This window comes from Pseudomonas sp. AC083, from assembly GCF_979253165.1.
Map to the genome: position 1 here is coordinate 32,223 of NZ_CEEDDH010000016.1, position 18,874 is coordinate 51,096.

Here is an 18,874-nt window from a genome sequence, read left to right on the forward strand (position 1 = left end):
ACAAACCCTCTTATTGTTCTGTCAGGGGACGCACGCGCACGCCCTGTTCGAGCTGCGCCAGTTGCGCAGCGTCGTTGATACCAAAACCGATCTGGGTCACCGCCATTGCCGCAATCGCGGTGGCGGTGCGCAGGGTTTGCTCGGGGGTGTCGGCGCTGAGCAGACCGTGGAGCATGCCGGCCAGCAAGGAATCGCCGGCACCGACCGTGCTGGCCACGCTGACCTTCGGCGGCGAGGCATGCAGGGCCGAGCCGACACTGAACCAGTTGACCCCGTCGGCGCCGTGGGAGATCACCACGTGCTCGATGCCTTGCCCGTGCAGACGTGCGGCGGCTTGTGCTTCGGCGATTGGCGAGACCACTTCGCAGCCGAGTGCGTGGGCCAGTTCCTCGGTGTTCGGCTTGATCAACCAGGGGCTGGCCTGCAACGCGGCGCGCAAGGCTTCTCCGCTGGAATCGAGGGCGACTTTCAAGCCGAGCGCGTTCAAGCTTTCAATCAGCTCGCGCAACCATTGCGCGGTGACGCCACGCGGCAGACTGCCGGCGACCACGACGGCATCGTGCCCCGGTGCGATCTGCTGCAAGCGATCAAGCAAGGCTTGCTGCGCCGTTGCATCGACCACCGGGCCTGGCCCGTTGATGTCGGTGATGCGCCCGTCCTGCTCGGCGACCTTGATGTTGCTGCGCGTCTCGCCCGGCACGCGGATGAACGCGTCGACGAAACCGCGCTTGGCGAACAGGGTTTCGAACGCTTGCTGATTGTCTTCGCCGAGAAAGCCGCTGACGGTGACCTGATGGCCAAGATCCGCCAGCACTTGGGCGACGTTGACGCCTTTGCCCGCAGCGTGGGTGTGCATCTCCTCGCTGCGATTGACCTGACCGGCATCCAGCCGTGACAGCTCGACGGTGAGGTCGAGTGCCGGGTTGAGGGTCAGGGTAAGAATCTTGGCCATTTACAGGGCCTCCACTAATGCGCGCACTTCATTCGCGCTGCCCACGGCCAGGGCCTGTTGGGCGAGGGTTTGCGCCTGGGTCAGGCTGAGTTCACGGATGCGCGCCTTGACTTCGGCAATGCTGCGACCGGACACGCTAAGCTCGTCGACACCGAGGCCAACCAGCACCGGCACCGCCAGCGGATCAGCCGCCAGTTCGCCGCAGACGCCCACCCATTTGCCATGGGCATGGGCGGCGCGCACGGTGATGTCGATCAGTTGCAGCACCGCCGGGTGCAAGCCATCCGCTTGAGCAGACAGGGTCGGGTGACCACGGTCGATGGCCAGGGTGTATTGGGTCAGGTCGTTGGTGCCGACGCTGAAGAAGTCGACTTCCTTGGCCAGAACCGGCGCGAGCAGTGCGGCGGATGGCACCTCGATCATGATCCCCAATTGCAGGTCGGCGACTGGAATTTCCAGACGCAGGCGTTCGGTCATGTCGCGGGCCTGGCGCCACTCTTCGACGCTGCCGACCATCGGGAACATGATCCGCAGCGGACGGTTGTCGGCCGAGCGCAGCAAGGCGCGCAGTTGCGCTTCCATGATCTGCGGCCGCTGCAGGGTCAGGCGGATGCCGCGCACGCCGAGGAACGGGTTTTCTTCCTTGGCGATCGGCCAATACGGCAGCGGTTTGTCGCCGCCGACATCGAGCGTACGCACCACCAGCGGCCGCCCGGCCAGACCATCGAGGACGCGACGGTATTCGGCTTCCTGGGTCGCCTCATCCGGGGCCTGTGGGTGGGCCATGAAAATCAGTTCGGTGCGCAGCAGACCAATGCCTTCGGCGCCCTGCTCCACCGCGCTGGTCACGCCTGCGCTTTCGCCGATGTTGGCGAACACTTCGACGGCGTGGCCGTCGGTGGTGTGTGCCGGTTGATGGCGTTGTTCGGCGGCGATCTTCAGGCGTTGCTCGCGGGTGTCGCGCTCTTCAGCGGCACGCTTGAGGGTCGCGGCATCGGCGTCGACATGCAGACGGCCACGCTGACCGTCGAGCAACAGCGGCGTGCCCGGCTCGAGCAACAGCACCGCTGCACCCGCGCCGACCAGTGCTGGAATACCGAGCGCGCGGGCGACGATGGCGCTGTGCGCGGTAGCACCGCCGCGCGCGGTGAGAATCCCTGCCACTCGCGCAGGATCCAGGCGCGCGACATCGGACGGGCCGACTTCGTCCATCACCAGAATGTACGGTTGCTCAGGTTCGTTCGCGGTTTGCACGCCACACAGCTGCGCCAGCACCCGGCGACCGATGTCGCGCAGATCGGCGGCACGCTCGGCGAGCAAAGCGTCCTGCAGCGATTCCTGCTGTTTGGCGGCGGCTTCGATCACCGCCATCCACGCCGCTTCGGCGCTTTCGCCTTGCTTGAGGCGGGTGTCGACTTCGTCGGTCAGATCCGGGTCGTCGAGCATTTCCTGGTGAGTGATGAAAATCTCGCGAATTGCCTTGGCCTTGCTGCGTTCGATCAAGCCTTGGATGTCGCGGCGCACGTCGCTCAGCGCTTGCTTGAGGCGCTCGCGCTCGATTGCCGCCGACTCGCCGCGCAACGGGTAATCGATGGCTTGCAGCACCTGAATGTGCGCAGGGCCGATGGCGATGCCCGGTGCGGCAGGAATCGCCTGCAACAGGCTGCCGGAGGCCGGCGCGATCAGCACTTCGGCGATGTCGGCGATCACTTCGCGCTGCTGACTCACGGCCGGCAGCGGCTCGACTTCCTCACCGAGGCCTTCTTCAATCGCCGCGAGCAAGGCCGGCAAGGCATCGCTGGCGATGCTCGGTTCGGCGATCAGCTCCAGCACCTGACCGCGCCGGGCGCCGAGGCTGAGCAGTTTGCTCAGGCTCTTCACCGACACGGCGCTGTCCTGGCTGTCGACGATGCGCACGCGGATTTCGCCATCAAAGCTTTTCGCCAACTGCGCGAGAATTTTCGCCGGGCGTGCGTGCAAGCCATGGGCGTTGGCCAAGGCAATGCGCGCACTCGGCCAATCGGCAGGCAATTCACCGCCGAGCACTTCGAGGACTTTGCGGCTGCTGGTGGCGCGGCCCAGTTCGTGGCCGCGACCTTCGATCAGCAACGCGCACAAACGCTCGAGCAACGCCTGATGCGCTTCGCCCAGACTGGCGAGGCAGAACAGACCGCTGAGCGGCTGGCCGAGGTAGCGCATCGGTTTGTCCGGGGTGACGAACGCCAGCCCCGGACGCTTCACGGTCTGCTCGCTGTGCAGCCACCACAGGCCATCGCCCAGTGGCAGCGCTTCGACTTGTTGCAACACGCCGGCAAAGCCGTTGCTCACACAATCGGCCTGACGCAGCAGACGTGCGCCGCGCCAGACCAGTTCTTCGAAATCGTCGGCCGACACGCCGAGGCCGATCATCTGCGCATCCAGCGCCAGTTCCTGCGGCGCGCCTTGCAGCAGTTTCAGCAGCGCTTCGGGCGAGCTGGCACGACGGAGGGCCTGGCCCAGATCGGTCTCGCCGAGGGCGCGGGTCAGCAGTTGCAGCAGGCGCAGGTGTTCGTCGGATTTCGCCGCGATGCCGATCGCCAGATAAACGATCTGGCCATCGCCCCAATCGACGCCGTCGGGAAACTGCATCAGGCGCACGCCGGTGGCGAATACCTGATCGCGGGTTTCCGGCGTACCGTGGGGAATGGCGATGCCTTGACCGAGAAAGGTCGAGCCCTGGGCTTCCCGGGCCTGCAGGCCGGCGAGGTAGCCGTCGGCAACCAGACCGTCGGCAACCAGATGACTGGCCAGCAATTGCAGGGCAGCGGGTTTATCCACGGCCGACTGGCCCATGGATATCTGCTCTATAGTGAGCTCGAGCATGCGATCTCCTTTTTGGCGCAGTTCAACGCCAGGTATTGTTTTGAATGGTTCACAGCTTAGGCGCTCTGCCGCGCTTTTCAGCGGCAGTTTTGGCGGTTTCACGGCAGGACCGGCCAAAGGCACCTAAAACGTAGAAAATACGCTTGCTGAAACGTTTAATCTAGATTGATCGGCACGTTACTCGATAATGTCTCATCCTTGAAGTCCAACTGGTCGGATCTGCCCAGGCAATAAGTCGGCTGCCCTTATCGGGTAGGATTGGCGAAAATGTCGCGGCATGCTCGAAAAAACAAGGAAATACCGGGTTGAAACTCAGTGATATCGCGCGGTTGGCCGGCGTCTCCGTCACCACCGCCAGCTACGTCATCAACGGCAAGGCCGAACAGCAACGCATCAGCAACGCGACCGTCGAGCGCGTGCGCGCGGTGGTCGATCTGCATGGCTTTACGCCCAATCCGCAAGCGGCCGGCCTGCGCAGTCGGCACACGCGCACCCTGGGCTTTATCCTGCCGGATCTGGAAAACCCCAGTTACGCGCGGATCGCCAAGTTGCTCGAACAAGGCGCGCGGGCGCGCGGTTATCAATTGCTGATCGCCAGTTCCGACGATGCGCCGGACAGCGAGCGCCAGTTGCTGCAACTGTTCCGCGCGCGTCGTTGCGATGCGCTGATCGTCGCCAGTTGCCTGCCGGCCGGTGATGACAGCTATCGGCAGTTGCAGGCCAAGGGTCTGCCGATCATCGCCATCGACCGGGTCATGGAACCGGAGCATTTCTGCTCGGTGATCAGCGACGACCGCGAGGCCAGCCTGCATCTGACCCAGAGCCTGCTCGATCCGCAGCTCAAACAGATCGTGCTGCTCGGCGCACGGCCGGAGCTGAGCATCAGCCAGGAGCGTGCCGCCGGCTTCCGCGCAGCGCTCAACGATTTCAAAGGCGAGGTGCTGGTCGAGCACGCCGAGTCGTTCAGCCGCGAGTGCGGCAAGCAATTGATGGAAGAACTCCTGCAGCGGCTGGGGCATTTGCCTGACGCGCTGGTGACCACTTCCTACGTGCTGCTGCAAGGCGTGTTCGATGCGCTGCATGATTTCCCGCTGAAATCGCGGCCGCTGCGCCTCGGCACCTTCGGTGACACGCAGTTGCTGGATTTCCTGCCGCTGCCGGTGAACGCCATGTCCCAGCAACACCAGTTGATCGCCGACAAGGCCCTGGAACTGGCCCTGGCCGCCGTCGAGCAGGACGATTATCAACCGGGCGTGCAAGCCATTGCGCGGACCTTCAAGCAGCGTATTCATCGGGACTGAATCGTGGAGCTGATCGACAGCCACACCCACCTCGACTTCCCCGACTTCGACGCCGATCGCGCAGAGTTGCTGGCCGAAAGCCGCGCCCTCGGCGTGCGGCGCATCGTCGTGCTGGGCGTGCATCAGGGCAACTGGCAACGGGTGTGGGATCTGGTGCAGAGCGATGCCGACCTGTACGCCGCGTTCGGATTGCACCCGGTATTTCTCGATCAGCATCGCCCCGAAGATTTGAGCGCGCTGGGGGGCTGGCTGACGCGCTTGCGCGGGCATCGACAGTTATGCGCGGTGGGCGAAATCGGCCTGGATTACTTCATCGAAAACCTCGATCGCGAACGGCAACAGGCGTTGTTCGAAGCGCAGCTGCAACTGGCGGCGGACTTCGAGTTGCCGGCGCTGATCCACGTACGCCGCAGCCACGCAGCGGTGATCGCCACGCTCAAGCGCTTCAAGCTCAAACGCGCGGGCATCATCCACGCCTTCGCCGGCAGTCGCGAGGAAGCGCGGGAGTACATCAAGCTCGGGTTCAAACTGGGTATCGGCGGCGCACCGACCTGGCCGCAGGCATTGCGCATGCATCGGGTGCTGCCGGAACTGCCGCTGCAATCGGTGGTACTGGAAACCGACTCACCAGACATGGCCCCCGCCATGTTCCCCGGCCAGCGCAACAGCCCGGCGCATCTGCCGGCGATTTGTGCGGCGCTGGCCGAGCTGATGAATATCACGCCTGAACAACTGGCCAACGCCAGCACCGCCAACTGCTGCGAAGTCTTCGGCTGGTAACACCGCAATCCCCTGTGGGAGCGAGCCTGCTCGCGAAAGCGGTGTGTCAGTTACAGCTATTTTTCAGACAGACCGCTATTACGAACAGGCTCTCCCCTACATTCTAGATTGTGCTAAATGATGTAATCACTTAGTGCTTTCAGCACACTACTGCGAAATATTAGATATTCCAATAAGTTCAAGGAATTTGACCAAGACCACAAAGCGGAGGGCACAGAACAGCACATACCACGGCCAAAGTTTGATTTAACCTGCCTACTTCTAAACAGCAAGTCACTTTCCGGGAAAAGTATAGAAGACGGAATTCTCCCCGCTCTCATCAGAGAAAGGAAGATCAAAATCAAACCTGACATACACTCGAGCTTTTTTATTTGCCCCTACATACCCTCCGACAGCCCACTCGTTCCACTTATCGTCCTGTCGCATATTGTCTTCAGAATCTTCACCCCACCATTGAACATCATCAAAACTGAAATGTATGTTGGCCTTATGCCTTCCAAAATAATCTGGATCATTAATTGTGTACTCCGTGGAATAACAGTAAAAAATACTTCCATCGCTACTCCACCAATATCTGTATCTTATTTGTCCCCGGTAAGCTCCCCTGACCGCATGAAGCTCCCCGTCATATAAAGTCGCGTTCTTGCTAAGCCTTTCAAAATTCTCTTTGGTGATAGTATTTTTTTTAGAAACGTTCTCTACACCAGGCGCAGGTCTGCCACCGGAAAATCTGTTACTTGCTTTCATGATCGCTCCTTAAAACATAGTAAAGACAAGATGAAAATAGGTCGGGTCGTTCAGGCCAATTTAGTAAATCCGATTGACCCAACTCGTCCTACTGTAAAACCTGACAGTCCCGACGAGCGGCTTCACTCAGCCGTGCCGAAATCAAGAATCTACGAAGATGCTTGCGCTGAACGCGAAAACGGAAAACTGCGATGGATGTCTAAAGGGCGAGCGAGAGGCAGGGGGATACATCAAGCGGGATTCAACTGGGTCTCGGCAGTGCAACGACCTGCCGGAACTGCCGCTGCAATCGGTGGTACTGGAAACCGACTCACCAGACATGGCCCCCGCCATGTTCCCCGGCCAGCGCAACAGCCCGGCGCATTTGCCGGCGATTTGTGCGGCGCTGGCCGAGCTGATGAATATCACGCCTGAACAACTGGCCAACGCCAGCACCGCCAACTGCTGCGAAGTCTTCGGCTGGTAATACTGCCGTCCCCTGTGGGAGCGAGCCTGCTCGCGAAAGCAATCTGTCAGTGACATCGTCAATGCCTGACCCACCGCCTTCGCGAGCAGGCTCGCTCCCACATTTTTGATCCGGTTCCAGCCTTTCAGACGCGAAATGCGCTGATCAGTTGTTTGAGCTCAACCACCTGCGCCGACAGCGCGCGGCTGGCATCTTCGGTCTGGTGCGCACCTTGTGCTGTGCGTTCGCCAGCGCGGTTGATCTCGACGATGTTCTGATCGATGTCGTGGGCCACGGCGGTCTGCTGTTCGACGGCAGCGGCGATCTGCTGGTTCTGGTCGACGATCATGCCCACCGCGCCAAGAATGTTCTCCAGCGCCTGCTGAACTTTCTCCGACTGGCCCACCGTGCCGTTGGCCATCTGATGGCTGACGCCCATGGCCTTCACCGCCGCGCCGACGCCGCCATGCAGTTTGGCGATCATCTGCTCGATTTCTTCGGTCGATTGCTGGGTACGCTTGGCCAAGGTGCGCACTTCATCTGCGACCACGGCAAAGCCGCGCCCCTGCTCGCCGGCTCGCGCCGCTTCGATCGCCGCATTGAGTGCTAGCAGGTTGGTCTGCTCGGCGATGCTCTTGATCACTTCCAGTACACGGCTGATCGACTGGCTGTCGCTGGCCAGTTGATTGATCACCAGCACCGACTGATCGATTTCGCTGGCCAGTGCGGCAATGCTGCCCTGCTGCGATTCCACCAGCCCGCGCCCGCTGAGGGTTTCGTCGTTGACGCTGTGGGCGCTGCTCACCGCCGCAGCAGCACTGCGCGCGACTTCCATTGAAGTCGCCGACATCTGGTTCATCGCCGTCGCCACTTGTTCGATCTGCGACCGCTGCCCAGCGACAGCCTGATTGCTCTGCGCCGACACGCTTTCGACCTGGCCGGCCTGACGCTCGACCTCGCCAACGGTGTGGCCGACGCGCTCGATCAGGTCGTGAATCTTCTTCACCGTGCCGTTGAACACCTCGCCCAACTCGCCCAGTTCATCGCGGCTGCTGGCCTTGAAGTTGACGGTCATGTCACCGGCGGCGACCTTGTCCATCATGGCGCCAAGGCTTTTCAGGGTGGTCCGGGTCGAGGCGTAGAAACCGCCATAAAGATAGAAAATCAGCACAAAGACCACCGACAGCGCCGAGGCTTGCAGAATCATGTGCGTGCGGTTCTGCGCCAGACGCTGCTGCAATTGGCTGTCGAGGAATTTCAGCGTGGCCTGATTGAGCTGGTAGGTGTGTTCCATCAGCCCGGTCACTTGGTCGTAAAACGCCTGCCACGGCGCATCGAGGGTGTCGGCCATCACCACTTGTTCTTCGAACAGCTCGCTGGCCTGCTTGAGCGAAGCCTTGCTGCTGTCGGCCTGGGCACTGAGGGATTCGCGTGCGGCGTTGCTGGAGCCGAGGGCGTCTTGCAGTTTCAGGGCGTACTCGGCCTGGAGTTTTTCGAGCTGCACCAACAACTCGTCAAAACGCGTGCTCGAGGAACTGTTGAGAAAGCCCTGGCCCAACGAATACGAACCCATCGCCCGGCCTTCGCCGAGGGTCTGCGTGACGCTGGGGGTGATCAGCGTAACCAGTTCGCTGAGCTGACGAATGTCGCTCTGGTTGTCGCGGCTCAACCCGGCCTGACTGGTGATGATCTGGCTGAAAATCTGCGCACTGGCCAGCAACTTGCCGATCAACGCGCTTTTGCTTTGCAGCGAGCTCTCTGCTTGCTGGGCCTTGAACGCGGCGATCATTTCATCGCGCTTGGCCTCGAATTGCTTGATCTGCTCGGGGTCTTCGGTCATCGCCGTCAGCCCTTCGAGGCGCGCGAGCAAAGCCTGCTCCAGCGTCTGGATCTGCGCTTCGACATTGCCGGCCTTGCCGGACTGGCCGAGGGTGACGTCGATCTGCACCAGATTGTTCAGGGTTTCCAGATCCCGGCGCAGGGTCAGGCTGCTGCCCAGCAGGTCGAGGCTCTGCAATTCGACACGGGTGCCCTGAAATTCGCGATAGGAATCGCGTACCAGATAGAAATTGGTCACCAGCATCGGCACCAGGAACAGCACGCTGATCAGGCTGAACTTCATGCCGAAGCTCAGACGGTTCATCAGCGAGACGGCGGGATAGAGCAAGCTCTTCACTGGAAGTCTCCCTTGGTTTTTCTTGTTTTTATTGGCAGGCGCGGGACGACAGCAGATAGCCACTATCGGGCGCTATCTCTGTATAGCGTAAATCGGCGGGAGGTTTTGTAACTTATGGTTACTGATGAATGGTGGAACAGGGTTTTCAGGGCTGCGACGCAGCCCATCGGGGATAAATCCCCTCGCCACAATGAGTTTCACGCTGGCTTATCAGTGAACCAGAACCGTCCACAAGGCAAACCCGGCATACCACAGCACTGCCGCGCGCAGCAGCAGTTCCCACAGGCAATCGAGGGTGTTGATGCCGTCCGGGCCGACCACTGGCGGTGGAACTTCCCCGGCTGCCAGGCCGACCTTGTTGATCAACTGCGCAGCGCTGATGTTCCAGTTGAGCAGCTCATGCAGCATCACTCGGCTGACCGCAACGAAGTTGCCGACCAGCGCAAGACTTGCCGCCAGCAAACGCACCGGCACCCAATCGAAAGCGTGACGCAATTGCGCAGCACGCTCGACCAGCGCCGGATTGCTGCCGTGCTCTTGGGCCAGCGCCAACAGGCGATAAGCCAATGCCGCCACCGGACCGAGGAGGAAGTACCAAAAGATCACCGCAAAGAAACTCTGGTAGGCCTGCCACAGCAGATGCCCCTGCACTTGTTCAAGCAATTGCTCGCCGCTGTCGGCGCAGATGTCCAGGTCGCGCTTGGCCACGTGGGCCGCCGCTTGCAGATCCTCACGGCGCCAGGAATCGCGGAACGGTCCGAGGCCGCCGAGCAGGTCGCCACGCCCGAGGCTGTAAATCACCACCAGCAAATGCACCGGCAGCGCCAGCAGACCGTACGCCACCGGTTCCAGCACCAGCAGCAACAGCGCCAGCAACGCCACCGGGCACAGCACCAGAATCGTCAGCACCAGCCACGGTTGCCTGGCCAGCCGTTTGCTGTTTTCGAGTTTGTGCAGTTCGCGGATCCATCCGCCGTCGCGTTGAAGCCGATGACGCAGGGCCGAAAACTTCTCGATCCACACCGCCAGCAGTAACACCAGAAAACTCATTGTCCTTCCTCTTTTGCCAGGGCTGCGCGGTAGCGTGCCCAGTCGAATGCCGGTCCCGGATCGGTCTTGCGCCCCGGCGCGATATCGCTGTGGCCACAGATACGCTGATCGGTGATCGCCGGAAAGCGCTTCTGCAACTGCCGGGTCAGCGCAGTCAGCGCGCGATATTGCTCGTCGGTGAACGGCAGATCATCGGTGCCTTCCAGCTCGATGCCCACGGAAAAATCGTTACAGGTTTCACGACCTTCGAACATCGAAATACCGGCATGCCACGCCCGCGCAAGACAAGAGACAAACTGGGTGACCTTGCCGTCACGTTCAATCAGAAAATGCGCCGAGACGCGCAGGTCAGCGATGCCTGCAAAGTAGGGATGTTCGGTGACATCCAGACGATTCTGGAAAAATTCCTGCACCTTGCCCGTGGCGAATTGCGCCGGCGGCAGGCTGATGTTGTGGATGACCAACAGGGACACTTCGCCCGCCGGGCGCTCATTGAAGTTGGGCGACGGGCAGATCTGCACGCCATGACACCACCCGCTCGCGGGATCCAACTGCATACCGATTCCTTCAACGCCGACCATGTGGGCGCCCAGTATGCCGCGATCCGCACCCGGCGCGCGATCACTTGCCGCGATTGAGTCGCCGCAGGTCGCCCAGCACCGATTCCAGTGCGCGGTCGAACAGCAAGGTGTCATCCAGCGCACGCGCGGCGCCACGGCTGAAAGCCAAGGCGAGGTCGGCGCGGCTGTGCTCCAGCACTTTCGTCCCGGTGCGGTCGACGAAGACATATTTGCCGGTCTCTTCGATGATCGCGGCGAGTTTGCAACGCAAGGTCTGTTCGTCGTCTGCGTCGAACACCACCCAGTGGCCCACACGCAACTGCTCGACCTGAGACAGGCCGGCAGCGTCTTGCGCCAGGCGCGGCGCCGGGGTGGCTGCCGTCTGGCCGGCACTGTGCTGCAAGAGCTCGTGGGTAACTTCGATCAGCGGCGTGGTGCTGTGATCGGCATCGTCGAAACGCTCCAGCACGCGTACGTGCAGAGCCTCCAGTTCGCTGAAAAATTCGCTGGTGGCAAACGGGTCGAACGCGGTACTGCTCAGGCCATCTCGCAGCGACTTGAGCAAACCCGGGACCAGTGCCAGCAGGCGCAGGCTGGATTCGCCGTCGTCATGGCGCTGCACGCTCCAGACCAACTGTTCCATGGTCTGCACGTCGGCGTGCCATTCGGCAGACTGATCGCCATGCTTGAGGCAGGTCAGCAACAGCACTTTGCTCCAGGCCTGCTGGACGAAACTCACCACCGTCGCCGGCAGCACTTTGCCCAGTAGCGCCTGTTGCAACGCCTGCGCGACACGCCGTTGAGCCAGCTCGGCCTTCGCCCGGCCTTCCTCGGCGTCCCGCAAGCGTTGTTCAAGCAGTCCAGTGCGCCGGCGCTCTTCCTGAGTGAAGGCGAGGAAGTCGGCGAGCAGTTCGGAGAAGATCGCCGGGTCGTCAACAAAATCACTCAGCAAGCGCTGCACCACTTGCTCGATGCGCACGTAGAGGTTGTCGCGCTCAGCGCCGTCGCAATCGCTCCAGCCCATTGCGGCCTCGGCGATTTCGTTGAGCAGGCGCCGCGCCGGGTGCGTGCTGCGGCTGAAGAAACTCTTGTCGAGCACGGCGACCTTGAGCATCGGAATCTGCAATCGGCCGATCAGCGCCTTGAGCGCGTCAGGCACGTTGCGATCGTCGAGGATGCAGTCGAAGACCATGGCGATCAGGTTGATCACATCTTCGTCGGCAGTCGCGACGACGCGGGAGCGGCCACTTCTGACGCTGACCCGGGTCAGCAGTTGTTCGAGCTGATGGCGCAGATCGAAATCTTCCTGAGCCTCCAGCGCCGGTACGTATTGCTGCAAGTGCGACAACAACCGCAGCAGGTCGCGGGTGTTGATCGGATGCGCCGGGGCGCCGGGCTCCAGGGTCGGTGTGACGCGGCCGCGCACCTGGGCGAGCAATTGCTGCATCGCGGCGAACACTTCCTCGATGCCTTCGTCCGCTGGCGGCTCGTCGAGATCTTCAATCAATGTGTCGCTGTCCGCAGGCTCGACCATGCGACGAGCCACGGCGGGTTTCAGATGTGGCAACACGCCGGTCGCGAGCAACAGCTGATTGGCCTCGCCATACAGCTGCTCGGTGTCAGCCAGCACATAGCGTTCGAACAGCTTGAGCAGGATCAGCTTGACCTTGATCTCGACGCCGAGGTTACGCCCGGCCTGCAGGAAATATTCGCAGAGCATCGCCGGACTCAGCGGGTTGTGCTGATCGTCCAGACGCTTGCCGAGCATCGAGCTGAAGCGGGCGGTCAGTTGGTCGAGAGCGAAGCCGTCGCGCTTGAGCACGCGACTGACCATGGTCTGCACGGCGACGGTACGCTCCATGGCATCGGTGCGCGGCGCCGACTCTTCGACCACCGGCGTGCGTGGCAGGGTGTTGGCGGCGGGGTCGTATTGGGTAAGGCCGGCGAAGGCTTCAAAGAACAGTTCAAGAAAGCCGCGCTCGATATTCTTGCGCTTGAGGCGCAGGTCGCGCATGGCTTCGAAAAAGATGTTCTGATCGACGTCGTTGCGCGCCCGGTCGGCCATTTCGAACAGCGTGTCGTCGGCGTTATCGAACAGCTCCTGCAAATCGTGGCGCAGCTGCTGCGCAGCCTTGTCGCGGACCTGCAGCAGAATCACCGGCAAGCGGGCAAGCGGCGAGTGGTCCGCCAGATCGGCAGTCGCCCGGTGCAAAGGCACCACTTTCCCGTCGTTGCGCATCCAAGCCTCCTGGAACGGTGATTCGGTTCGTCGCTTTCGACACTGCCCCAGCGGAGTCGTTCGTCAAAGCCATGACGTCAAATACAAGGCGGATTATCTGGCAAAAGAGGCCGGCGATGCTATAGGCCTCAGGGTTTCCCCTATACGCCATACACCTCGCACTCAGCGCAGGAAAATCGACCAGATGCGCCAGGCACGCACGTTCTCGCCTTGGGTTGGCTCGCGCCCTGCCCCTATAATCGAACCACTTTGTTTGTGGAGTCCGTTATGCCGAATCTACGTCTCGCCGATCTGACCGCCGAAATCGAAAACAACGTGCGCCGTGCGTTGCTCGAAGACGTCGGCAGCGGCGACATCACCGCGCAACTGATCCCGGCCGAACGCCTGGCCAAAGCCACCATCATCACCCGTGACGACGCCGTCATCTGCGGCACCGCGTGGGTCGATGCGGTGTTTCGCCAGCTCGATCCGCGCGTGGCGGTGCATTGGCAAGTGGTCGACGGCCAGCGCGTCAAAGCCAATCAGCCGCTGTTTCACCTCGAAGGCCCGGCTCGCTCACTGCTGACCGGCGAACGCAGCGCATTGAACTTCCTGCAGTTGCTGTCTGGCGTGGCGACGCGCGCGCAGTACCTGGCAGACTTCGTCGGCGAGACGCAGGTCAAGTTGCTCGACACCCGCAAAACCCTGCCCGGCCTGCGTCTGGCACAGAAATATGCGGTGACCTGCGGCGGCTGCCACAACCATCGCATCGGTCTCTACGACGCCTTCCTGATCAAGGAAAACCACATCGCCGCCAGTGGTGGCATCGCCGAAGCCGTGGCCGCCGCACACAAGATCGCCCCGGGCAAACCGGTGGAGATTGAAGTGGAAAGTCTTGAAGAGTTGAAGCAGGCGCTGGAAGCCGGCGCCGACATCATTATGCTCGACGAACTGAGCCTGGACGACATGCGCGAAGCGGTACGCCTGACCGCCGGCAAAGCGAAACTGGAAGCCAGCGGCGGCATCAACGAAAGCACGCTGCTGCCGATCGCCGAAACGGGTGTGGATTACATTTCGATTGGTGCGATGACCAAGGATGTCAAAGCGGTGGACCTGTCGATGCGACTGAGCCTCTAAACGCAGCGGCAAGCTACAAGCTACAAGCTACAAGCTACAAGCCAAGCGACTCTGCTTTGACTTGCAGCTTGCAGCTTGTAGCTTGTAGCTAGAAGCTCACAGCTGCTCTTATACGACGAGATTATTCATCTCGCAGTACTCTTCCCACTCGACACCCAATACTTCCGCCGCTTCCTTGTGCAGCACGAGGCGCTGCGCCTCGAACTCCTCCGGCGTGCTCGTGTACTTGAGCGTCAGCTCCCACGGCTGCAAGCCCTGCGCTTCGGCTTCGTCTTCGAAGGCCCACTGGATCTGGTCTTTCTGATCATCGGGACTCAGGTCCTTGATCTCTTCCTTCAGGTCCGGCACATCCAGAAGGTATTTTTCCAGCGCTTGTTCGTGGCGTTGCTCTTGGGTCAATTCAGTCATGGGGTTCTCGCTGATCTTAGGAATGGAGGATGGATCTGGATCATCAAGGATCTCTCTGACGCGGACTGGCCGGCCTTCGGAACCATTCGGGATCATCTGAAAACTGCTAAGCGATGCTCATGCAGGCACCGAATATAGGACGTTTGCATGACGAATTACACGGCTCTTTACATCTCTTGCACAAAAAGCTGACCTGCGGAACATGTATCGACGTGGCACGCTGAGGAGTTGGTGCCCGAGACAGGAATCGAACCTGCGACCTTCGCGTTACGAGTGCGCTGCTCTACCGGCTGAGCTACACGGGCGGTGGGCTAAACCTAGCACCGGTCTCGAGCTGCGGCAAATTTGTGGGTTGTCTGATGGTTTTCTTTTGAGAACCACATTTGTGGCGAGGGGATTTATCCCCGTTGGGCTGCGAAGCGGCCGTGAATCTGGCACCTCGGTGTTTCAGGCGGTCCGCAGTGTCTGGTTTTACGACTGCTTCGCAGCCGAACGGGGATAAATCCCCTCGCCACAATTTCTTTATTTCAGATAAAAAAATGCCCCCGCCGTTTGCACGGCGGGGGCATCTTCATTGCGCTAAAGCGTTGGGGTGATTAAACGCCCGAAGCCTTGGCAGCTGCCACGTCTTTGATGGACAGCTTGATACGGCCGCGGTTGTCCACGTCCAGTACCAGCACTTCCACTTCCTGACCTTCTTTCAAAATGTCGGTGACTTTCTCTACGCGAGCGTCGCTCAGCATCGAGATGTGCACCAGACCGTCCTTGCCCGGCAGGATGTTGACGAATGCGCCGAAGTCGACGATGCGCTCAACCTTACCGACGTAGATCTTGCCGATCTCGGCTTCTGCAGTGATGCTCAGAACGCGTTGACGAGCAGCTTCTGCAGCATCCTTGGTTTCGCCGAAGATCTTGATCGAGCCGTCGTCTTCGATGTCGATCGAAGCCTTGGTTTCTTCGCAGATCGCACGGATGGTCGCGCCACCTTTACCGATAACGTCACGGATCTTGTCGGTATCGATCTTCATCGCGATCATGGTCGGAGCGTTGGCCGACAGTTCGGTACGCGACTGGCCAATGATCTGGTTCATCTGGCCGAGGATGTTCAGGCGCGCTTCAAGGGCCTGGCCCAGAGCGATTTCCATGATCTCTTCGGTGATGCCCTTGATCTTGATGTCCATCTGCAATGCGGTAACGCCTTTGGCGGTACCGGCTACCTTGAAGTCCATGTCGCCCAGGTGATCTTCGTCGCCGAGGATGTCGGTCAGAACGGCGAACTTCTCGCCTTCTTTAACCAGACCCATGGCGATACCGGCCACCGGTGCCTTCATCGGTACACCAGCGTCCATCAGTGCCAGGGAAGCACCGCACACGGAAGCCATCGAGCTCGAACCGTTGGATTCGGTGATTTCCGACACCACGCGGATGGTGTACGGGAACACGTCAGCGGCTGGCAGCATGGCCGAAACCGAACGACGGGCCAGACGGCCGTGACCGATTTCGCGACGACCGGCGCCACCCATGCGACCACACTCGCCCACCGAGAACGGCGGGAAGTTGTAGTGCAGCATGAACGGGTCTTTCTTTTCGCCTTCCAGGGTGTCGAGCAGTTGTGCGTCACGGGCGGTGCCCAGTGTTGCAACAACCAGTGCCTGGGTCTCGCCACGGGTGAACAGTGCCGAACCGTGAGTCTTCGGCAGAACGCCGACTTCGATGTTCAGCGGACGTACAGTCTTGGTGTCGCGACCGTCGATACGTGGCTTGCCGTTGACGATGTTTTCGCGAACGGTGCGGTATTCGATTTCGCCGAAGGCGGCTTTGACTTCAGCAGAGCTTGGCTGGCCTTCTTCACCGGACAGCTTGGCAACCACTTGGTCCTTCAGCTCACCCAGGCGAGCGTAACGGTCGGCCTTGATGGTGATGGTGTAAGCCTGGGAGATCGCTTCGCCAAACTCGGCGCGGATAGCGCCCAGCAGTTCGGTGGCTTCTGGCGCAGGAGCCCAGTTCCAGGTTGGCTTGGCGGCTTCGGCAGCCAGTTCTTTAACTGCGTTGATCACAACCTGGAATTCGTCGTGAGCGAACAGTACCGCGCCCAGCATCTGGTCTTCGGTCAGCTCTTTGGCTTCCGATTCAACCATCAGCACGGCGTCGGAAGTACCGGCAACGACCATGTCCAGGCTCGAAGCGGCCTGCTGCTCGTAAGTCGGGTTCAGCAGGTAGCCGGTGCTTTCGTGGAAAGCCACGCGAGCGGCGCCGATCGGGCCGTCGAACGGAATGCCGGAAATGGCCAGGGCAGCCGAGGTACCGATCATCGCAGCGATGTCCGGATCGGTCTTCTTGCTGGTGGAAACGACGGTGCAGACAACCTGCACTTCGTTCATGAAGCCTTCTGGGAACAGCGGACGGATCGGACGGTCGATCAGTCGGGAAGTCAGGGTTTCTTTCTCGGAAGGACGGCCTTCACGCTTGAAGAAACCGCCAGGGATCTTACCGGCAGCGTAAGTCTTTTCCTGGTAGTGCACGGACAGAGGGAAGAAACCCTTGCCCGGATCGGCTTGCTTTGCACCGACAACAGTCACCAACACGCTGACGTCGTCGTCAACGGTGACCAATACTGCGCCGGAGGCCTGACGGGCGATACGGCCTGTCTCGAGGGTAACGGTCGATTGACCGAACTGGAATTTTTTGATTACCGGGTTCACGGTGTCCTACCTTCTTTGTGGCTCTTGGGGGAAACGGTTTCTTGCGAATTCTTGGGCAATCTCGGGAATCGGCCCGATGGCAATTGTCCGGGTGCTACAGGTAAAGCCATGCTGCAGATAAAACTTGAGGCTGGGAGCCTGCAAGACGCCAGCGGAAAACCGCTGACGCCCGACAAACCACCAACCTCATAGCGCAATCGCTGATTAGCGACGCAGACCCAGGCGAGCGATCAGCGCGGCGTACCGGCTTACGTCCTTGCCTTTCAGGTAGTCCAGCAGCTTGCGACGCTGGTTAACCATGCGGATCAGACCACGACGGGAGTGGTGATCTTTACCGTTGGCCTTGAAGTGACCTTGCAGTTTGTTGATGTTGGCGGTCAGCAGTGCAACCTGCACTTCTGGCGAACCAGTGTCACCAACAGCTTGCTGGTAGTCAGCAACGATTTGAGCTTTTTCTTGAACGTCGAGAGCCATGAGGCAATCCTTCCTTATCAGGAAACTGTTTCAGGGAAACAGCTTCAACAGGCCAGGGACAAATCCCTGTATCTATAAATGAGTAGTGACCATGCCTGTTAACAGCCACACTCGCCGGCCCGCTTAACGCAGACCGGTTCCGGTCATTCTGACCGAATCAAGCGACGCGGCGCGATACGCCCGTCTTCGCTCACTTCACCGATACCGATAAAGCGACCATTGTGATCCTGTACTCGTACCATGCCGAACTTCGGTGCATCCGGGGCACGTACCGGCTGGCCGTTGAGCCAGTAGAACGCACTCGCTTCCGAGAAATGCAGCAGCGGCCAATCCTGCAGGCCGCTGTCCGATGGCATCAGGAAGCGATCGACCGCTTCGTTGCCGCCTTCGGCATGTACCGCTTCCAGCTCTTCGAGGGTCACGGTCTGCGCCAGGGTGAAAGGCCCGGCCTGGGTCCGACGCAATTCTGCGACGTACGCACCACAACCGAGTTGCTCACCGATATCCTCCACCAGGGTGCGAATATAGGTGCCCTTGCTGCAGCCCACCGCAAGCCGCGCAGTATCGCCTTCGAAGGCCAGCAATTCCAAGCGCGCAATAGTAACAGAACGCGGTTCGCGCTCCACTACTTCGCCTGCACGTGCCAGTTTGTACAGCGGCTGGCCATCACGCTTGAGTGCCGAGTACATCGGCGGTATCTGACTGATTTGCCCACGAAATTTCGGCAGAACCGCTTCGACATCGGCGCGACCAACGGTCACCGGACGCTCCTGCAAAACCTCGCCTTCGGCATCGGCCGTGGTGGTGGTCTTGCCCAGTTGCGCCAGGGTCTCATAGCCCTTGTCGGAATCGAGCAGGTATTGCGAGAACTTGGTCGCCTCGCCGAAGCACAGCGGCAACACGCCGGTGGCCAACGGATCGAGGCTGCCGGTGTGCCCGGCCTTCTCGGCATTGAGCAGCCAGCGCACCTTCTGCAAGGCAGCGTTGGAGGTGAACCCCAACGGCTTGTCGAGCAGGATGATGCCGCTGACGTTACGACGGATACGTTTGACCTGAGCCACC

At 60.6% G+C, this 18,874-nt stretch carries 14 protein-coding genes, 1 tRNA gene and 2 pseudogenes; 4 read left to right on the forward strand and 13 right to left on the reverse strand.

Features of this window, described 5'->3' with window-relative positions:
• Window positions 1-10: 10 nt before the first annotated feature.
• Together pfkB and ptsP are read right to left on the reverse strand one after the other, a co-directional pair.
• A complete protein-coding gene (gene pfkB, locus AC0IXA_RS20865; RefSeq protein ID WP_471814424.1) occupies window positions 11-952 on the reverse strand; it encodes a 1-phosphofructokinase in 942 nt (313 codons plus the stop codon).
• Entirely contained in the window at window positions 953-3,814 is a 2,862-nt protein-coding gene (gene ptsP, locus AC0IXA_RS20870; protein WP_339100561.1) for a phosphoenolpyruvate--protein phosphotransferase, read from the reverse strand. It abuts the gene before it with no gap.
• A 305-nt stretch (window positions 3,815-4,119) separates the two neighbouring features.
• Here ptsP and cra point away from each other — a divergent pair, with 305 nt between their 5' ends.
• Window positions 4,120-5,115: a catabolite repressor/activator gene (gene cra / locus AC0IXA_RS20875; RefSeq protein ID WP_341639065.1), complete on the forward strand. Its 996-nt coding sequence runs from the start codon at window positions 4,120-4,122 to the stop codon at window positions 5,113-5,115.
• A 3-nt stretch (window positions 5,116-5,118) separates the two neighbouring features.
• Complete coding sequence (locus tag AC0IXA_RS20880) at window positions 5,119-5,895, forward strand: TatD family hydrolase (RefSeq protein WP_471814425.1); 777 nt, start codon at window positions 5,119-5,121, stop codon at window positions 5,893-5,895.
• Window positions 5,896-6,168: 273 nt separating this feature from the next.
• On the opposite strand, the gene AC0IXA_RS20885 is transcribed toward AC0IXA_RS20880, so the two are convergent.
• Window positions 6,169-6,642: a hypothetical protein gene (locus AC0IXA_RS20885; protein ID WP_341639063.1), complete on the reverse strand. Its 474-nt coding sequence runs from the start codon at window positions 6,640-6,642 to the stop codon at window positions 6,169-6,171.
• 268 nt (window positions 6,643-6,910) lie between these two features.
• Here AC0IXA_RS20885 and AC0IXA_RS20890 point away from each other — a divergent pair.
• Window positions 6,911-7,108: pseudogene (locus AC0IXA_RS20890) on the forward strand (TatD family hydrolase); the annotation flags it as partial.
• A gap of 124 nt (window positions 7,109-7,232) precedes the next feature.
• On the opposite strand, the gene AC0IXA_RS20895 reads toward AC0IXA_RS20890, so the two are convergent.
• The 5 genes and pseudogenes from AC0IXA_RS20895 to AC0IXA_RS20915 all read right to left on the reverse strand — a co-directional run bounded on the left by AC0IXA_RS20895 (window position 7,233) and on the right by AC0IXA_RS20915 (window position 13,112).
• Entirely contained in the window at window positions 7,233-8,162 is a 930-nt protein-coding gene (locus AC0IXA_RS20895; protein WP_371915159.1) for a methyl-accepting chemotaxis protein, read from the reverse strand.
• A pseudogene (locus tag AC0IXA_RS20900) lies at window positions 8,139-9,230 on the reverse strand (methyl-accepting chemotaxis protein); the annotation flags it as partial. The pseudogene AC0IXA_RS20900 and the gene AC0IXA_RS20895, both read right to left, overlap by 24 nt.
• A gap of 243 nt (window positions 9,231-9,473) precedes the next feature.
• Window positions 9,474-10,313, reverse strand: coding sequence for a regulatory signaling modulator protein AmpE (gene ampE, locus AC0IXA_RS20905; protein WP_471814426.1), 840 nt, complete (start codon window positions 10,311-10,313; stop codon window positions 9,474-9,476).
• Window positions 10,310-10,870: a 1,6-anhydro-N-acetylmuramyl-L-alanine amidase AmpD gene (ampD, locus tag AC0IXA_RS20910; protein WP_471814427.1), complete on the reverse strand. Its 561-nt coding sequence runs from the start codon at window positions 10,868-10,870 to the stop codon at window positions 10,310-10,312. The genes ampE and ampD overlap by 4 nt, the downstream gene beginning before the upstream one ends.
• Window positions 10,871-10,934: 64 nt before the next feature.
• On the reverse strand, window positions 10,935-13,112 hold the full coding sequence (locus AC0IXA_RS20915; RefSeq protein ID WP_471814428.1) for a DUF1631 domain-containing protein: 2,178 nt from the start codon (window positions 13,110-13,112) through the stop codon (window positions 10,935-10,937).
• 267 nt (window positions 13,113-13,379) lie between these two features.
• On the opposite strand from AC0IXA_RS20915, the gene nadC reads away from it, so the two are divergent.
• Window positions 13,380-14,228 carry a carboxylating nicotinate-nucleotide diphosphorylase gene (nadC, locus tag AC0IXA_RS20920; RefSeq protein ID WP_016771747.1) on the forward strand — a complete coding sequence of 283 codons (849 nt, stop codon included), beginning with the start codon at window positions 13,380-13,382 and terminating at the stop codon, window positions 14,226-14,228.
• A 108-nt stretch (window positions 14,229-14,336) separates the two neighbouring features.
• Here the strand turns inward: nadC and AC0IXA_RS20925 are convergent, their stop codons facing one another.
• The 5 genes from AC0IXA_RS20925 to truB form a co-directional block, all read right to left on the reverse strand.
• Window positions 14,337-14,636: a DUF6388 family protein gene (locus AC0IXA_RS20925; protein ID WP_024011573.1), complete on the reverse strand. Its 300-nt coding sequence runs from the start codon at window positions 14,634-14,636 to the stop codon at window positions 14,337-14,339.
• A 229-nt stretch (window positions 14,637-14,865) separates the two neighbouring features.
• A tRNA-Thr gene (locus AC0IXA_RS20930) sits at window positions 14,866-14,941 on the reverse strand.
• 291 nt (window positions 14,942-15,232) lie between these two features.
• Window positions 15,233-17,338, reverse strand: a complete 2,106-nt coding sequence (pnp, locus tag AC0IXA_RS20935) for a polyribonucleotide nucleotidyltransferase (protein WP_471814429.1) — start codon at window positions 17,336-17,338, stop codon at window positions 15,233-15,235.
• Between the two features lie 204 nt (window positions 17,339-17,542).
• Window positions 17,543-17,812, reverse strand: coding sequence for a 30S ribosomal protein S15 (rpsO, locus tag AC0IXA_RS20940; protein ID WP_016771751.1), 270 nt, complete (start codon window positions 17,810-17,812; stop codon window positions 17,543-17,545).
• A gap of 143 nt (window positions 17,813-17,955) precedes the next feature.
• Window positions 17,956-18,873, reverse strand: a complete 918-nt coding sequence (gene truB / locus AC0IXA_RS20945; protein ID WP_471814430.1) for a tRNA pseudouridine(55) synthase TruB — start codon at window positions 18,871-18,873, stop codon at window positions 17,956-17,958.
• Between the last annotated feature and the right edge of the window lies 1 nt (window position 18,874).